This is a genomic window from Marinobacter sp. (assembly GCF_041687235.1).
Classification (GTDB): domain Bacteria; phylum Pseudomonadota; class Gammaproteobacteria; order Pseudomonadales; family Oleiphilaceae; genus Marinobacter.
In genome coordinates this window covers 12,272-27,216 of the sequence record NZ_JAWLCH010000016.1, presented here as the reverse complement: position 1 = coordinate 27,216, position 14,945 = coordinate 12,272, and the positions used below count along the sequence as shown (strand labels likewise).

Genomic DNA, 14,945 nt, shown 5'->3' with positions numbered 1-14,945 from the left:
CCGTGCTTGGCGGCTTCGTAGATTCGTTCCTGGCCGCTGGGTACCGGGCGGATCTCGCCGGAGAGGCCGACTTCGCCGAAGATCACCAGGTCCTGGGGCAGGGCGCGGTCGCGGAAGGAGGAAACGATGGCGGCCAACAGCGCAAGGTCGGCACTGGTTTCGTTGACCTTGACGCCACCAACCACGTTCACGAACACATCCTGGTCAGACACATGCATGCCGCCATGGCGGTGCAGTACGGCAAGGAGCATGGCCAGCCGGTTCTGGTCAAGGCCAACCGCAACCCGTCTGGGGTAGCCGCCCTGGGCCATATCCACCAGGGCCTGGATTTCCACCAGCATGGGGCGAGTGCCTTCCCAGACCACCATCACAACACTCCCCGGGGCCGCGTCTTCACCGCGGTTCAGGAAGATAGCGCTGGGATTCTTCACTTCCTTCAGGCCCTGCTCGAGCATGGCAAATACGCCCAGCTCATTGACCGCGCCAAACCGGTTCTTGATCCCCCGAAGGGTTCGATAACGGCTGTCGCTGGAGCCTTCCAGCAGAATCGAGCAGTCAATCATGTGTTCCAGGACTTTCGGGCCAGCCAGGCTGCCGTCTTTGGTGACGTGGCCAACCAGGAACAGGATGGTGCCGGTCTGCTTGGCGAACCGGGTCAGGTAGGCGGCGCTTTCGCGAACCTGGGAGACACTGCCGGGGGCCGATTCAATCTCCGCCACATGCATCACCTGAATACTGTCTACCACCAGAATCCGGGGTTTTTCCGCCTCAGCCACCTGCATGACTCGCTCGACACTGGTTTCCGACAGCATCTTCAAATCTTTGGTCGGCAGACCCAGCCGTTTGGCGCGCATGGCGACCTGCTGCAACGATTCCTCACCGGTAACGTAAAGCGCAGGGACGCTGGCGGCCAGGTGACAGACGGCCTGAAGCAGAAGGGTGCTCTTGCCGGCACCCGGATGGCCGCCCATAAGCACGGCAGAGCCTTCGACCAGGCCGCCGCCCAGGACCCGATCGAACTCCTGCATACCGGAGCTGATGCGGGGCTGCTCCGCCAGGCTGACGTCGTCCAGACTCTGAACCTCGGATAGGCTGCCGGCAAATCCCTCAAACCTGGCACCGCGGGCGCCTTTGTTGTTGCTGCTGACGCCGCGGACTTCGCTGATGGTGTTCCAGGCCTGGCACGCCGTGCACTGGCCCTGCCATTTGGAATAGTCTGCACCGCATTCGGTGCAAACGTAGGCGGTTTTTGCTTTTGCCATGAAGGGTGATTGCCTGGTTGTTTGTCGGATTACGGCCCTGTGGGCCTAATCCGACCTACGGTCTGGTTCGGGTCCTTGTAGGTCGGATTAGGCCCACAGGGCCGTAATCCGACACAGGGTCTTACGCGAGCTTCTTGTACTTCATGCGCTTGGGCTGCATGGCTGAATCGCCCTTGCGCTTCTTGAAGTCCTCATCGTACTCCGTGAAGTTACCCTCGAAGTACACCACCTCGCCATCATCTTCGAACGCCAGAATATGGCTGGCTACGCGGTCGAGGAACCAGCGATCGTGTGAGATCACCAGGGCAGAGCCGGGGAAGTTCAGCAGGGCTTCTTCCAGGGCCCGGAGAGTTTCCACATCCAGATCGTTGGTGGGCTCATCCAGCAGCAGCACGTTGCCGCCCTGTTTGAGCAACTTGGCCAGGTGCAGGCGGTTACGCTCACCGCCGGACAGGTCACCAACCCGCTTTTGCTGGTCGCTGCCTTTGAAGTTGAAACGGCCCACGTAGGCCCGGGACGGTGTCTCGTAATTGCCAACCTTGATGATGTCGTTGCCGTCGGAGAGTTCTTCCCAGACGGTTTTGCTGCCGTCCAGATCACGCATCTGGTCCACGTAGGCCAGTTCCACGGTTTCGCCGACGGTAATGTCACCGGAGTCGGGCTTGTCGAAACCGGCAATCATCTTGAACAGGGTGGATTTACCGGCACCGTTACCACCGATAATGCCCACGATGGCACCGGGCGGTACGCTGAAGGACACGTCCTCATAGAGCAGGCGGTCACCGAAGGACTTGCTGATGCCGTCCACCTCGATCACCTTGTTGCCCAACCGTGGTCCGGGCGGGATGTACAGCTCGTTGGTTTCGTTGCGCTTCTGGAATTCCTGGGAGCTCATCTCTTCAAAGCGGGCCAGGCGGGCCTTGCTCTTGGACTGACGGCCCTTGGCATTGCTGCGAACCCACTCCAGCTCCTGTTTGATGGCTTTCTGGTGAGAAGCTTCCTGTTTGGATTCCATCTCCAGGCGTTTTTCCTTGTTCTCCAGCCACTGGCTGTAGTTGCCTTCAAACGGAATGCCGTGGCCACGGTCCAGTTCCAGGATCCAGCCGGCGACGTTGTCGAGGAAGTACCGGTCGTGGGTGATGGCGACTACGGTACCTTCGTAGTCATGCAGGAAGCGCTCGAGCCAGGCCACGGATTCGGCATCCAGATGGTTGGTAGGCTCGTCCAGTAGCAGCATGTCCGGGCCGGACAGCAGCAAACGGCACAAGGCCACCCGGCGGCGCTCACCACCGGAAAGAACGCTGACTTTCTGATCCCAGGGTGGAAGGCGCAGGGCGTCCGCGGCCACTTCCATCTTGCGCTCAATATCGTGGCCATCGGTGGCCTGGATAAAGGCTTCCAGTTCGCCCTGCTTCTTGGCCAGGGCGTCAAAATCGGCATCCGGTTCGGCGTAGGCTGCGTACACCTGGTCCAGTTCGGCCAGGGCGTCATGGACGCCGGAAACCGCCTCGTCGACGATCTCCTTGACGGTTTTCTCTTCGTCCAGCTCCGGCTCCTGGGGCAGGTAGCCCACGTTGATGCCGGGCTGCGGGCGAGCTTCACCGATGTAATCCTGGTCTACGCCCGCCATAATGCGGAGCAGGGTGGATTTACCGGCACCGTTAAGGCCCAGAACGCCGATCTTGGCGCCGGGAAAGAAGCTCAGGGAAATGTCTTTCAGAATCTCGCGCTTGGGCGGGACCACCTTGCCCACGCGGTTCATGGTGTAAACGTATTGGGCCATGTTGGCGTAAACCTCTTTGTAAAACAGGTTCGTGAATTCGGAAACTGATGGCTCGGGCGGCGGGGCTGGCCTTCCGGGATACGCTGTGAATACGTCCATGTACGCTCGACAAAATCATCCCTGATTTTGACGATCCCGGAAGGCCAGCCCCGCCGCCCTTGATCGGACTGATTGCTATTGATCCGGTAAGGTATCGAAACCTACCGGTGATAGCAATTGAGCAGAAACCGGAGTTGGCCGCATGCCGGTATCTGCGGACGGTATAAAGGGTGATTTTTCACCCGTTTGTAAGATAGAATAGCGGCCCAATTTTTCAGGGAGCCTGCGGAGATCGCCAAAGCTCTCCGGGCCAGCCAAGCACACAGGGGCAGCGCATCCATGTTTAATCGTGAAATGAAAATCGCCGGCTTTGACGACGAACTCTGGAACGCCATGCAGGCGGAAGAGAAGCGCCAGGAGGCTCACATCGAGCTGATTGCGTCCGAGAACTACACCAGCCCCCGGGTGATGGAAGCCCAGGGCAGCGTGCTGACCAATAAGTACGCGGAAGGCTATCCGGGCAAGCGCTACTACGGCGGCTGCGAGTTCGTGGACATTGCCGAAGATCTGGCGATTGAGCGAGCCAAGGAACTGTTTGGTGCTGCCTATGCCAACGTTCAGCCGCACTCCGGCTCCCAGGCCAACTCTGCCGTGTTCATGGCACTGCTCAAGCCCGGTGATACGGTGCTCGGTATGAGCCTGGCGCACGGTGGTCACCTGACCCACGGTGCCAGTGTGAACTTCTCCGGCAAGATCTATCACGCGGTGCAGTACGGCCTGAATCCGGAAACCGGCCTGATTGATTACGACGAAGTGGAAGCCCTGGCGGTTGAGCACAAGCCGAAAATGATTATTGCCGGCTTCTCAGCCTACTCACAGGAGCTGGATTTTGCCCGCTTCCGTGAGATTGCCGACAAGGTTGGCGCCTACCTGTTTGTGGATATGGCTCATGTGGCTGGTCTCGTTGCCGCCGGCGTTTATCCGGATCCGGTTCCCCACGCCCACGTGATTGCAACCACTACCCACAAGACCCTGCGCGGTCCCCGTGGTGGTCTGATCCTGGCCTGTGACGATGCCGATCTTCAGAAGAAACTGAACTCTGCCGTCTTCCCGGGTGGTCAGGGCGGTCCGTTGATGCACGTGATTGCGGCCAAGGCCGTGTGCTTCAAGGAAGCCATGAGCGACGAGTTCAAGACCTACCAGCAGCAGGTTGTGAAGAACGCCTCCGCCATGGCTCAGGTGTTCGTCGATCGCGGCTACGACGTGGTCTCCGGTGGCACCAAGAACCATCTGTTCCTGGTTAGCCTGATCAAGCAGGACATTACGGGTAAAGACGCCGATGCGGCACTGGGCCGTGCCCATATTACCGTGAACAAGAATGCAGTCCCCAACGATCCCCGGTCTCCGTTCGTCACTTCCGGTCTGCGTATCGGTACCCCTGCAATCACCACCCGCGGTTTCGGTGAGTCCGAGTGTCGCGATCTGGCTGGCTGGATCTGCGACATTCTGGATAATCTGGAAGATGACTCGGTAAACAGCCGGGTTCGCGAGCAGGTGAGTGCGCTCTGCGCCCGTTTCCCTGTCTACGGCTGATCGATTTATAGCTAGACTACAGGCATGACCCGCCGGGCCGACCAGCCGGCCCGGCTTCCTCTCCGGAGTTCCTGATTATGCATTGTCCCTTCTGTGGTGAAGCAGATACCAAGGTGATCGACTCCCGGCTGGTGGCCGAGGGTGATCAGGTGCGTCGCCGCAGGGAATGCCTGTCCTGCCGGGAGCGTTTTACGACCTTCGAGTCTGCCGAGCTGGTGATGCCGCGAGTGGTCAAACAGGATGGCACCCGACAGCCGTTCGATGAGGAAAAGCTGCGCGCGGGCCTGATGAAAGCGCTCGAAAAGCGACCGGTAAGCATTGAGCAGATTGATGCGGCCCTGAACCGGATCAAATACCGTTTGCGGGCGACCGGCGAGCGGGAAGTGAAGTCCATGCAACTGGGCGAGGAGGTAATGACCGAATTGCGCCAGTTGGACAAGGTCGCCTATGTCCGCTTCGCGTCGGTGTATCGCAGCTTCCAGGACATCAACGAGTTCAAGGAAGAGATCGAGAGACTGTCGGCAAGCAACGGCGAGGCGGCGGTTGATGTTGCCAAGGCGCTGGCCGACAACCACGCTCCGAAAGGAAAGGCATGATCGAAAACCGCGACAGGGCCATGATGGCGCGGGCTGTCCAGCTTGCCTGGCGCGGTCGGTACTCTACCCATCCTAATCCCCGGGTCGGCTGTGTCATTGCCCGCGGCGATCTGATACTCGGTGAGGGCTGGCATGAGCGTGCCGGAGAAGCCCACGCCGAGACCCGTGCCCTGAGTCAGGCGGGGCCCGATGCCCGGGGCGCGACGGCGTATGTAACACTTGAGCCGTGCAGCCATTTTGGCCGCACGCCGCCCTGCGCCAGGGCCCTGATTGATGCTGGCGTTGCGCATGTCTACGCCGCGACCAAGGATCCGAATCCCTCGGTGTCTGGCCGGGGGCTGGATATGCTGAGGGAGGCGGGCGTGCGGGTTACCGAGGGCCTGCTGGCGGAAGAAGCTACCCGCCTGAATCCGGGGTTCATGAAGCGCATGAACACCGGCCGACCCTGGGTGCGGCTGAAAATGGCGGCGAGCCTGGATGGTCGTACTGCTATGGCCTCCGGCGAGAGCCAGTGGATAACCGGTGCAGAGGCCCGTCAGGATGTCCAGCGTCTGAGAGCGATCAGTGATGCCATCCTGACCGGTGTAGGCACGGTGCTCGCCGACGACCCGTCACTGACAGTCCGACGCGAAGAGCTGGGGGATATCGGCGATGCCACGGAGCCATCCAGGCAGCCGCTGCGGGTGATTGCCGACCGGGACGCGCGAACGCCCGCTACGGCGAAGATCCTGCAGGGCGGCAATGTTCAGGTCTTCTGCGCGTCGTCAACGCTGGCGACTGCGCCGGCCCAGGACCTGGCAGCACTGGGCATCAGCCTGACCGGCGTCGCCTGGAAAGACAACGGTATTGATCTGGCCGAACTGTTGGACGCGTTGGGTGAGCTCGGGATCAACGAGCTGCTGGTTGAGGCGGGGCCGACTCTGGCTGGCACCTTCATTAGCGAAAACCTGGTCGATGAACTCTGGCTCTACCAGGCGCCGGTATTCCTGGGAAGTACCGGGCGGCCTACCGCACACCTGCCACTGGAAACCATGGCAGATAAAGTACAATGGAAGGTGCTGGACCGACGTCAGGTGGGTGAGGATCAGCGCCTGATTCTCGTTCGCCAGTAATCCATAAACTCAGGGTGTCCCGGCTGCCAACTGTCGCCGGCACACCGCAAGGGTGCAAAACCATATGGCACTGAACAGCATTGAAGACATCATCGAAGATATCCGTCAGGGTAAAATGGTCATACTGATGGATGACGAGGATCGCGAGAATGAGGGCGATCTCGTGATGGCTGCTGAGCATTGCACGGCCGAAGCCATTAACTTCATGGCCCGGTTTGGCCGTGGCCTTATCTGCATGCCCATGACCCGGGATCGCTGCGAGCAACTGGGATTGCCGCTGATGGTTCAGCAGAACGCCTCCGGCTTTGGAACCAAGTTTACGCTTTCCATTGAAGCCGCTGTAGGCGTAACGACTGGCATCTCGGCCGCGGATCGCGCCCGTACTGTGCAGGCGGCGGTGGCCCGCAATGCCAAGGCCAGTGATCTGGTCCAGCCCGGGCATATTTTCCCGCTGATGTCTGATCCGGGCGGAGTGCTGAGCCGCGCCGGGCACACCGAAGCATCCTGCGATCTTGCGGCACTGGCTGGTTGCGAGCCCGCCGGTGTGATCTGCGAGATCATGAATGACGATGGCTCAATGGCCCGCCGGGAGGATCTTGAACGGTTTGCCGAAGAGCACGATCTCAAGATCGGCACCATCGCCGACCTGATCCATTACCGCACCATGAACGAGCGTACCGTTGAGTGTGTGGAAGAGAACGATCTGGACACCGAGTACGGGGTTTTCAAACTCCGGACCTACCGGGACAACATCCAGGGCGCGACTCATCTGGCCATGGTGATGGGGGATATTTCTCCCGACGAACCGGCCTTTGTACGTGTTCACATCACCGATACCCTTCGGGATCTTCTGGGTGCCCGCCGCAAGGATTCCCGGAGCTGGCCTCTGCATCACGCTCTGGAAAAGGTGGCAGCGGAAGGCAAGGGTGTTGTTGTTCTGCTGAACAGTGCCGAGGACAGCTACAACCTGGAAGACCGTATTCACGAATTTTTCGATGAAGGGCAGGGGTCTTCCGGGAAGGGCAGCTCCGGCGTCTACTTTACTGTCGGTACCGGCTCCCAGATTCTCCGGGATATCGGTGTCGGCAAGATGCGCCTGCTGAGCCCGCCGATCAAGTTCTCGGCCATTTCCGGTTTCGATCTGGAAGTCGTTGAATACGTTCCCTACACCCCTGAATGATAAACCCGGTCGTGGCCCTGGTGCCGCGACACGTGAAGGAGCCATCCATGGCAGATATCAGAGTAATTGAAGGTGATTTTACCGAATGCAGCGGGCGCTATGCGCTGGTCGTTGGCCGTTTCAATGGTTTTGTTGTAGAGAGTCTGGTTGAAGGTGCGCTGGATACACTGCGCCGTCACGGTATTTCCGATGACAACGTCACCATCGTTCGTGTACCGGGCGCCTATGAAATGCCCCTGGCTGTCAAACGCGTCGCCGAAACCGGCGAGTACGACGCCATTATCGCCCTGGGCGCCGTTATCCGTGGTGGCACGCCCCATTTCGAATACGTTGCCGGCGAGGCATCCAGTGGCCTTGGTGCGGTCAGCCTTGATACCGATGTGCCGGTGACTTTTGGTGTGTTGACGGTGGATTCCATCGAACAGGCCATCGAGCGCTCAGGCACCAAGGCCGGCAATAAAGGTGCGGAAGCCGCTATCACCGCCCTTGAAATGGTCAGCCTTTTCAAGAAGCTGGGTGAGTAATGAGCGAAACTGAAGGTACATCACCGCACCCGGCCCCGTCCGGCCAACCGAAAGCCGGTGATCGACGCCGTGCCAGGGCTTTGGCCATGCAGGGGCTCTATCAGCGCCATTTCAGCAAGACGGCGATCTCCGACATTGAGGCCGAGTTCATGGTCGACAATGACATGAGCAAGGTGGACCAACTGTATTTCCGCGACCTGCTTCGTGGCGTCCATCGGGAACAGGGAGAGCTGGACAAGCTGATCGAGCCGTTCCTGGATCGGCCGATCAACGAGGTTGACCCCGTGGAGCTGGCCATTGTCCGTCTGGGAGCCTATGAGCTTAAGCATCGACTTGATGTGCCCTACAAAGTGGTTATCAATGAGGGCATCGAAATGGCCAAGCGCTTCGGTGGCACCGAAGGCCATAAATTCGTCAACAGTATTCTCGACAAGCTGAGCGGCCGACTCCGCCTCGCCGAGACACGCTCCCGCTAGCCTATGGGTGAGTTCGAGCTGATTCGGCGTTACTTTCTGCCGCTCGCCGGGCGGCAGAAACCCCGCTCCTTGATTCTGGGGCCCGGGGATGACTGTGCGATTCAGCGGATTCCCTCTGGCAGGGATCTTGTCTTTTCCGTCGATACCCTCGTTGAGGGCGTCCACTTTCCCCGAAACTATCGCCCGGATCACCTGGGGTGGCGTGCTCTCGCTGTGGCAGCCAGTGACCTGGCCGCTATGGGCGCCGATCCGGAATGTTTTACACTCGCGCTTACGCTGCCTGTCGTTGACGAGTTGTGGCTTGAGGGCTTTGCTTGCGGGCTGAAAAGCGCCAGCGACGCGTTCGGTCTCGAACTGGCTGGCGGGGATACCACTTCCGGACCGCTCACCCTGAGCCTGCAGGTACATGGCACTGTGGAGCAGGGGAGCGGTATTCGACGCTCCGGCGCCCGGCCCGGCGACCTGATTGCTGTGTCAGGAACCTTGGGTAACGCCGGTGCGGCCCTCGATTATCTCCCGGACCCAAACCCCTCCGCGGACATGCTCGCTGTGCTGGAGCATTACCATCGCCCCTGGCCCAGACTGGACCTGGCGCGGGCTGTACGCCAATATGCCAACGCGGCGATTGATATCTCTGATGGTTTGCTGGCTGATCTGGGGCACATTCTTGCGGCTTCGGAGGTCGGTGGCCGGGTCGAGAGCGCCCGATTGCCTCTCTCTCCTGCTCTGACTCGGCTCAAGGGCGATATGGCGGTGGACTACGCATTGCGGTCCGGGGACGATTACGAACTTTGTCTGTGTTTCTCACCGGAAAACTGGGAACGCGCCCCGGAATCGCTGAAGAGTCAACTTACGGTGATTGGCTTTGTCGAAGCCGAGCCGGGCCTGTATCTTGATGGGGTCGATTGCCGCCTGGAAGCTGTGCCAGCGGGGTTTGATCATTTCAGGAGACATTCATGAATCCGGAAGAGCAGGTTCGGGAACCGGAAGCGCCTGCGGTAATACTACCACCGGGATTCTTGCGCAACCCGGTGCACCTGCTCGCTTTTGGTTTTGGCAGCGGCGCAACGGCGAGGGCACCCGGTACCTGGGGGAGCCTGGCAGCCATCCCGCTCTGGTACAGTTTCGCCTGGTTACCGCCCATCGGCTATTGGCTGGTGGTCCTCGTCGCTTTTGTCGTGGGCATCTGGCTGTGTGGGAAGACAGCCGAAGACCTCAAGGTCCACGACCATGGGGGCATTGTCTGGGACGAATTCGTTGGCATGTGGATCGCCCTTGGTCTGTTCCCCGGCAATATATACGGAGTATTGGGCGCCTTCGCTCTGTTCCGGCTGTTCGACATCGCCAAACCCTGGCCCATCAGCTGGCTCGACCAACACCTGCCGGGCGGGCTGGGGATTATGGTGGACGATGTGATCGCCGGCCTCATGGCCCTGGCCTGTTTGTGGGCGGTAGATCTGTGGCTGGTGCCCTACATGGTGTGAGGGTGTCAGCACGGCTTCATCAATGAAGCTGTTGTTCTTCGGGCAACATCCGGACAACATGCAGAAACCGCTTCAGACCGGTCTCTGCCCGCTCACGGGAAGCAAATGGGCCACTGTCGAACCCTTCCCGGGTGGTGAAGTACCATTTGCTCCCTACGCAGAAGAAACGGCTGCTGCGAAAGGGAACCGGCCCTTCTTCTCCGGTCCTGCGTTGGGTGTCCATGGCGTCTCCTGTACTGCCCGCTTTTCGTTTTTGCTTTTCGGGCGCCGCGTTAATATCTGCCGATCTGTTTAAAATTAACCCAATTCAGGGCGAATTCAACATTTTTTTACAATTTTACGGGTTGCGTCTCAATCGGGATCAGCGTCGAAAAAGGCGGAGTGGGTCAGCGAAGCCCGCCGTTGTCTTGCCCTTGTCAGATGCACTCGTCAGAATGCTATCAAAACGGCGCCAGCCTGACGCCATTTCCTTCCTCATGCCAAGGAGACTAAATGAACATTTCTCACGTTATCCGCGTTTTCCAGTCAACAAGACAGGGCTGCTGGAGCGGCGTCGCACGGGTTCGCGCCGGACTGATTGCAGTGGTGGTGATGGCTATGGCGGGATGTGCCTCCAGTGTCAGCGTTGTGGAAACCTGGGATGGCAATCCCGAGGCAGCGTCCAATGCGGCCACGCTTGAGGCGCCCGGTGAAATTCGGGTTACCCGGGTGAACGGTCGCGTTATGACCAACTTCCTGATGGACGATCTGGCACTGGACTATGCCCTGCTTCCCGGCGATAACGAGGTTGTTTTTGTCTATAAGACAATCTGGGCCAAGAGTGGTGTGGTCAGAAACGGAGAATCAAAGGTTCACGTGATTGAAAGCGAGCCCCAGGTTGTTCGCTTTGACGCTGAAGCCGGAGAAACTTACCGCTTTGACTTTGATCAGCCCGAATCCCGTCAGGAAGCAGAGCGAGAACTGCCGGAATTCTCCGCAGCCATCGTCTCTTCGGCGGGGGCCTCTGTTGCCAGCTCAACCGTTTGGGATCCGAAAGAACAGATGACTGCCTCCCGAACCCCGATACCTGAGTCCGCCTCTGGCAGCGCTCCGGTGAGCGGCACCACAGCTCTTGATCAGCTCAAAGCCGTCTGGGAAACGGCGAGCGACGACGAGAAAAAGGCGTTTCTCCGCTGGGCATTTGAATAATTGTAAACCTGGCTTTGCCGTTTTCGAGCCGGCTTTACGCCCGAAAACGGCGCAGGGCTTTCTTCAACAGCCCCTCCAGTGCAGTCATGGCATCATCTGCGAGTGTCTGGGTAGGTGAGGCAGGGATCGGCTCTTTGGCATCATCCGTCCCAAGCCTTTGCATAGCTTCTTCGATGGCATTGAGGCTGTCGCTGACGTGGGTCTGGAGAGATTCCCCATTGGCCACTACATCCGGACAGGTCGTGAAATTCAGCGTCAGTCTACCCTCATAACTCACCGCGACAATAACAAGCCCCATGCTGTCGAACAGTGGCGCGGTGTTGTATTGCTGGGCCAGGCGTGCGCCCTGAAGATACAGCGGCACCTGGGGGCCTGGCACGTTGGTAATGGGCAGGTTGAATACCGGCTGGTAGCGCTGGGCAATCTGAAGTTCTGAATAAAGTCTTGCCGACAGGGCCAGCATCGTAGATGGCAACAGTTCTGTTAGCCGGTCGGCCGCAATCGCCTCACGATAGGGTTCTGAAGCAACCGCGTTCCAGTGAATCCGGCGAATCCGGTGGGCGGGATCGCTTTCGTCGGTCGCGAGATCCAGCAGCATGGCGGACATCTGGTTTCCTGTTGCCCTGCGCAGACTGTTGGAACGCACCGAAATCGGCGTCATTGCCACCAGGGACTTTCCGGCATCGGCGCCCTCGCTGACCAGATAGCGTTTCAGCGTTTCGGCGCACAAGCCGAGAACGACGTCGTTCAGGGTGACGTCGCCCAGAGATGCCTTGACGGCTTTCAGTCTTGAGAGCTCGACGCTCGCCGCAATAATCTGGCGGTTGGCGGTTATCTGGCGATTAAATGGGCTGTGCGGCGCCGAAAACAGCGGCAGAGGAAGCGGTAGTTTGCGCAACTGTTTCTGGATAAGGCCGCGTGCGGTTGCTTCGGCCGCATTGAACGCCAAAGAAGTGAACTGTAGCGGTGTGCGAAGTATGTTCGCGCCCGCCTGCAGGACGACCCGCTCTTCCGAGGGTTCTGGCCTGGGCAGCCAGGGTCGTGGCGGTACGATCGGGCTGGGTTCGGGGGTGTACTCAAGCAGTTTGCCAATGATTTCCTCTCCACTGAAGGCATCTATGGCGGCGTGGTGCAATTTGACGATCAGCGCGAAGCCGTCACTGCCCGCGACTTCCTCGTCCAGTTTGAAGCCGTCCACGAACGTGATGTGCCATAGGGGGCGGTCCCTCTTCAATGGTTCCTCCAGGATTCTGGAGGCCAGCGTCATCAGGCTTGCCTTGCGACCGTGTTCACCCAGATTGACGTAGGCAAGATGGCGTTCAATGCTGAAATCCGGGTCATCGATCCAGTAAGGCCGGCCCAGGCGTAAGGGGATTTCCTTCAGGCGCTGGCGGAACACAGGTACCACATGCAGGCGGCTTCGGAGGTAGGCGACGAAGGTGCTGAAGGCCAGAGGGGTTTCCCGCTCGCTGGCATCGAACAGGTAGATGCCCCCGATGTGCATCGGTGTTGTTTCCGATTCCAGATACAGAAATGAGGCATCCAGTTCCGACAGCTGCCGCATCAGAGGACTCCCTTCGGCGTTGGTTTTAGCTGCAGTATAAACGAAGTATCCCGGCAAGCGGTTGACTCATTTGCCTGGCTTCACTCCCAGTTGAAGTCATATCATTTTCTTTATTTTCAGCCTGTTAGCCATTCTGTGACGGCATCTTCCCGGGTCAGTCGCTCCCAGAACCACATTAACGCCTTGCCCTGATCCTCGGCATGCCTTGCCAGGTGGAGCGTTATCGGCTGGCGGGATTCCTGGACTTCTTTGATGATCAGCTGTCCCTTTTCCAGTTGCGAGCTGATTCGCGCCCGAGGTAGCCATCCAACGCCCAGGCCTGCCACCTGTATGTCGATCTTCTGGTCAATGTTGGCGACCGTCAGTGTTCGTTGCCGGTGGAATATGCCGGCATGGCCCGGGGGCAGGGACCGGGATGTGTCTGCAGCGACGGCTGCGGGATAACGGGAGATGTCTTCCTCGGAAAGCGGCGTGTCGGCACCCGCCAGGGGGTGGTCAGCGGCAACCGCAAACACAAAGGGCATGTCGCCGAGGGGCTTTGTCGTGTAGTTCCCGGCAGGCTTGCTGAAATTATCGGCGCCGATTATCAGGTCCACCCGGCGGCTTTGCAGCGCATCCCAGGTGCCGGCGAAAACTTCTTCCACAATTTGCACATCTACCGGTACGCCCAGCTCATAGAATTCCTGGATTGCCGGAAACAGGCATTCCGCCGGCAGCAGGGAGTTAAAGCCGATTCGCAACCGGGTCTCCCAGCCCTGGGCCACCTGGCGGGTGGTGTGCGCGAGGTTCTCTGCTGCTTCGAGCAGGGTGCGACCTTCTTCCAGAAGGTACCGGCCGGCCGGTGTCAGTCGCGCGCGGTGGCCGGTCCGGTCGTAAATGGCTACGTTCAGGTCCTCTTCCAGTTTCTGCACGGTGTAGCTGATCGCGGAAGGAACCCGGAACAGTTCGTTGGCGGCCCCGGCGAAACTGCCTTTGCGGTCGATGGCATCAAGGACTTTGAGGGCGTCGATGGTGATGGCTGTATGCATGTTCGAATTATCTGAGGTTGTTGGCCAGAAATGCTTGTTTGAGAGCGTAGCAGGGTCCCCGGTATTCTGCCTGTATTGATTTCATCATGTTCAGGAAATTTAACGGGAGGGTATTATGGGCCTGCTGATTGACGGCAAATGGCACGACCAGTGGTACGACACCGACAAGACCGGTGGCAAGTTTGAGCGGGAGGCGGCCCGGTTCCGGAACTGGGTAACTGCCGACGGCTCGCCGGGGCCGGATGGCGAAGGTGGTTTCAAGGCCGAGTCCGGGCGTTATCACCTGTATGTGTCCATGGCGTGTCCATGGGCGCATCGGACGTTGATTTTCCGGAAGCTCAAGGGGCTGGAGAAGCACATTTCGGTGTCAGTGGTGCACCCGGATATGGTGGAAAACGGCTGGGAGTTTCGGCCCGACAGCGAGCAGCATCGCGATCATCTCCATGGATTCCGTTTCATGCACCAGGTCTATACCAGGGCCGCCCCTGAGTATTCCGGTCGGGTGACGGTGCCGACTTTGTGGGATAAGGAAAAGCAGACGATTGCGAGCAACGAGTCTGCCGAGATTATCCGGATGTTCAATTCGGCGTTTGATGGCCTTGAGGGTGTTCGTGCCGACCTGGATTTCTACCCAGGTGATCTACAAGGGGAGATTGATGAGGTAAACGCCCGGGTCTATGACACGGTCAATAATGGTGTCTACAAGGCGGGTTTTGCCACGGCTCAGGACAAATACGAGGAGGCGTACAACGCGTTGTTCGACTCGCTCGACTGGCTTGAGGAGCGGTTGTCTGGTCAGCGCTATCTGGTGGGTGGTCAACTAACCGAGGCTGACTGGCGCCTGTTCACCACGCTGATCCGGTTCGATGCGGTGTACTACAGCCACTTCAAGTGCAATCGCCAGCGGATCAGTGATTTTCCGGCGCTTTCCGCCTACGTGCGGGATCTCTACCAGGTGCCTGGCGTGGCGGAGACCGTGGATATCGATCAGATCAAGCGCCATTACTACGTGAGCCAGAGAACCATAAATCCGACGCAGATCGTGCCGGTTGGGCCGGCGCTGGATTTTGCATCGCCTCATGGCAGGGAGGTCTTGGGGTGACCAGTGTCGGATTA

The 14,945-nt window shown here is 59.2% G+C and carries 15 protein-coding genes; 10 read left to right on the top strand and 5 right to left on the bottom strand.

The window, feature by feature from the left end:
- The coding region (gene radA / locus ACESMK_RS17130; protein WP_373001349.1) for a DNA repair protein RadA at positions 1–1,262 on the bottom strand (1,262 nt) is incomplete at its 3' end.
- A 121-nt stretch (positions 1,263–1,383) separates the two neighbouring features.
- Entirely contained in the window at positions 1,384–3,045 is a 1,662-nt protein-coding gene (ettA, locus tag ACESMK_RS17125; protein ID WP_373001347.1) for an energy-dependent translational throttle protein EttA, read from the bottom strand.
- A 378-nt stretch (positions 3,046–3,423) separates the two neighbouring features.
- On the opposite strand from ettA, the gene glyA reads away from it, so the two are divergent.
- The 8 genes from glyA to ACESMK_RS17085 all read left to right on the top strand — a co-directional run bounded on the left by glyA (position 3,424) and on the right by ACESMK_RS17085 (position 10,049).
- On the top strand, positions 3,424–4,677 hold the full coding sequence (gene glyA / locus ACESMK_RS17120; protein WP_373001345.1) for a serine hydroxymethyltransferase: 1,254 nt from the start codon (positions 3,424–3,426) through the stop codon (positions 4,675–4,677).
- Between the two features lie 77 nt (positions 4,678–4,754).
- A complete protein-coding gene (nrdR, locus tag ACESMK_RS17115; protein WP_008170769.1) occupies positions 4,755–5,273 on the top strand; it encodes a transcriptional regulator NrdR in 519 nt (172 codons plus the stop codon).
- A complete protein-coding gene (gene ribD, locus ACESMK_RS17110; RefSeq protein WP_373001343.1) occupies positions 5,270–6,385 on the top strand; it encodes a bifunctional diaminohydroxyphosphoribosylaminopyrimidine deaminase/5-amino-6-(5-phosphoribosylamino)uracil reductase RibD in 1,116 nt (371 codons plus the stop codon). The genes nrdR and ribD overlap by 4 nt, the downstream gene beginning before the upstream one ends.
- A 64-nt stretch (positions 6,386–6,449) precedes the next feature.
- On the top strand, positions 6,450–7,565 hold the full coding sequence (gene ribBA / locus ACESMK_RS17105) for a bifunctional 3,4-dihydroxy-2-butanone-4-phosphate synthase/GTP cyclohydrolase II (protein ID WP_373001341.1): 1,116 nt from the start codon (positions 6,450–6,452) through the stop codon (positions 7,563–7,565).
- Between the two features lie 47 nt (positions 7,566–7,612).
- Positions 7,613–8,089, top strand: a complete 477-nt coding sequence (gene ribE / locus ACESMK_RS17100) for a 6,7-dimethyl-8-ribityllumazine synthase (RefSeq protein ID WP_373001339.1) — start codon at positions 7,613–7,615, stop codon at positions 8,087–8,089.
- Positions 8,089–8,565: a transcription antitermination factor NusB gene (gene nusB, locus ACESMK_RS17095; RefSeq protein ID WP_373001337.1), complete on the top strand. Its 477-nt coding sequence runs from the start codon at positions 8,089–8,091 to the stop codon at positions 8,563–8,565. Before ribE ends, nusB begins: the two co-directional genes overlap by 1 nt.
- Before the next feature lie 3 nt (positions 8,566–8,568).
- Positions 8,569–9,525, top strand: a complete 957-nt coding sequence (gene thiL, locus ACESMK_RS17090) for a thiamine-phosphate kinase (RefSeq protein WP_373001335.1) — start codon at positions 8,569–8,571, stop codon at positions 9,523–9,525.
- Positions 9,522–10,049: a phosphatidylglycerophosphatase A gene (locus tag ACESMK_RS17085; RefSeq protein WP_373001333.1), complete on the top strand. Its 528-nt coding sequence runs from the start codon at positions 9,522–9,524 to the stop codon at positions 10,047–10,049. The genes thiL and ACESMK_RS17085 overlap by 4 nt, the downstream gene beginning before the upstream one ends.
- A 19-nt stretch (positions 10,050–10,068) precedes the next feature.
- Here the strand turns inward: ACESMK_RS17085 and ACESMK_RS17080 are convergent, their stop codons facing one another.
- Entirely contained in the window at positions 10,069–10,272 is a 204-nt protein-coding gene (locus ACESMK_RS17080; RefSeq protein ID WP_064230225.1) for a DUF6316 family protein, read from the bottom strand.
- A 269-nt stretch (positions 10,273–10,541) separates the two neighbouring features.
- On the opposite strand from ACESMK_RS17080, the gene ACESMK_RS17075 reads away from it, so the two are divergent.
- Positions 10,542–11,237: a DUF2057 family protein gene (locus ACESMK_RS17075; protein ID WP_373001331.1), complete on the top strand. Its 696-nt coding sequence runs from the start codon at positions 10,542–10,544 to the stop codon at positions 11,235–11,237.
- A 34-nt stretch (positions 11,238–11,271) separates the two neighbouring features.
- Here ACESMK_RS17075 and ACESMK_RS17070 read toward each other — a convergent pair whose 3' ends face one another.
- Both ACESMK_RS17070 and ACESMK_RS17065 read right to left on the bottom strand, forming a co-directional pair.
- A complete protein-coding gene (locus tag ACESMK_RS17070) occupies positions 11,272–12,801 on the bottom strand; it encodes a WS/DGAT/MGAT family O-acyltransferase (protein WP_373001329.1) in 1,530 nt (509 codons plus the stop codon).
- Between the two features lie 116 nt (positions 12,802–12,917).
- Positions 12,918–13,829 (bottom strand): LysR family transcriptional regulator, encoded by a 912-nt coding sequence (locus tag ACESMK_RS17065; RefSeq protein WP_373001327.1) that lies wholly within the window; start codon positions 13,827–13,829, stop codon positions 12,918–12,920.
- 115 nt (positions 13,830–13,944) lie between these two features.
- Here ACESMK_RS17065 and ACESMK_RS17060 point away from each other — a divergent pair, with 115 nt between their 5' ends.
- Positions 13,945–14,931 (top strand): glutathione S-transferase family protein, encoded by a 987-nt coding sequence (locus tag ACESMK_RS17060; RefSeq protein WP_373001325.1) that lies wholly within the window; start codon positions 13,945–13,947, stop codon positions 14,929–14,931.
- Positions 14,932–14,945: the final 14 nt, after the last annotated feature.